This is a genomic window from Okeania sp. SIO2B9 (assembly GCF_010672505.1).
GTDB classification, from domain to species: Bacteria; Cyanobacteriota; Cyanobacteriia; order Cyanobacteriales; family Microcoleaceae; genus Okeania; species Okeania hirsuta.
In genome coordinates this window covers 1-1,308 of sequence record NZ_JAAHGK010001676.1, presented here as the reverse complement: position 1 = coordinate 1,308, position 1,308 = coordinate 1, and the positions used below count along the sequence as shown (strand labels likewise).

The 1,308-nt window shown below is 42.0% G+C and carries 2 pseudogenes; both read right to left on the bottom strand.

What is annotated here, in order from left to right:
• Window positions 1-639, bottom strand: a pseudogene (locus F6K13_RS33625) (hypothetical protein); the annotation flags it as partial.
• A 281-nt stretch (window positions 640-920) separates the two neighbouring features.
• Window positions 921-1,136 (bottom strand): annotated as a pseudogene (locus tag F6K13_RS33620) (PfkB family carbohydrate kinase); the annotation flags it as partial.
• Window positions 1,137-1,308: the final 172 nt, after the last annotated feature.

The window sequence follows — 1,308 nt, the reverse complement described above, 5'->3', positions numbered from 1 at the left end:
ACTCGCTCATATCCTCCCCAGTCATCCCTATGCCATTGTTTACAGTCTGTTTTACCTTCCGTGTTAACGATAACTTCTTCTATGAACTGGTCTGTATGTTTACCAACTCTTGCTGTGAGAATTAGCCCACTTGATCAGGCTTGGGTCATACCAATCCCACAGTCACCTTCTATCAATTCATTTATCTGACAGTTTTTTTGTGTCTTGAGTGCGTCTTACATTCTGGGGAGACCCCACCAATTAGCACTCGCTTTTTTTGAACAAATCACCAAAACTCATCACTACTAATCTGTGAGGTTTGGATATTTTCTACATTGGCATTATGAATCATCTGTCCTTTTTGAGAGGCTGCTCTCACCACACTGACTACTGTATTATAGGCCAGATTCACGCTCTCGACTAATTCCTCTTAAACTACTACCCTCGACATGAGCTTGCAAAACCATCCGCATTTGTTCAGGCTGAACCTGTCTACGATAGTATAGAGTGTCGAAGGTGTCACTGTTTGCGCAACATTCCGAAGGAAAAGTTTGCAAGCATTCAGGACAATAATATCGTTGACTTCCTTTGCTCGTCTTTCCATGATACCCGAGTTTTGTGATGGCCACATAGAGGATATTCCATAAGAATTAAAAGTATTAAGGGACAATAGTTATATGACCATTCCCACACTTTCGCACAGGCACAACCATTAAATCTTTGTCATAACCAAAACCCTGTAGGGGCGTTAGCGGAATGAAAACCGCTGTAAGTCCCACTAAATATACTACCAGACATGATATGATTACTGATTGTAAGCTGGAAACTTACAAAGTACAATTCTAGTTCATTCCTCTATAGAGGTGATTTGGCGTTGGCGTAGCAAGTGTGGCAGCTATATCGCCACCTTCATCCAAGCCGCACAATAGAGTAACTTGAGCCTAACTAACCAGTGCTTGTAAAGCCTCCCTGAGTTCATTAACCGTCGTAGTTGCAGTGCCAAATATACGCACCACCAGACTAGCAGCCAAATTTCCTAAAACAGAAGCCTCCCAACTAGAAGCACCCATACTCAAAGCCAAAGTCAAAGCAGCAACAACCGTATCACCAGCACCAGTAACATCAAAAACATCTGTCCGGTTAAAAGCTGGAATATGCCAACAATAAATCGGAGTATCACCAGTACCAGAAAGAATAAAAGAAGGTGAGGGATAATTAGAAGTATTTACGCGATCAAACAAACTCATCTATGGCATGGCTGTCCATCCTTAAATTTGCCAGATACAGCAATATTGGCTAAGTCTATGATGGTAAAGCCTGGGTCGAATA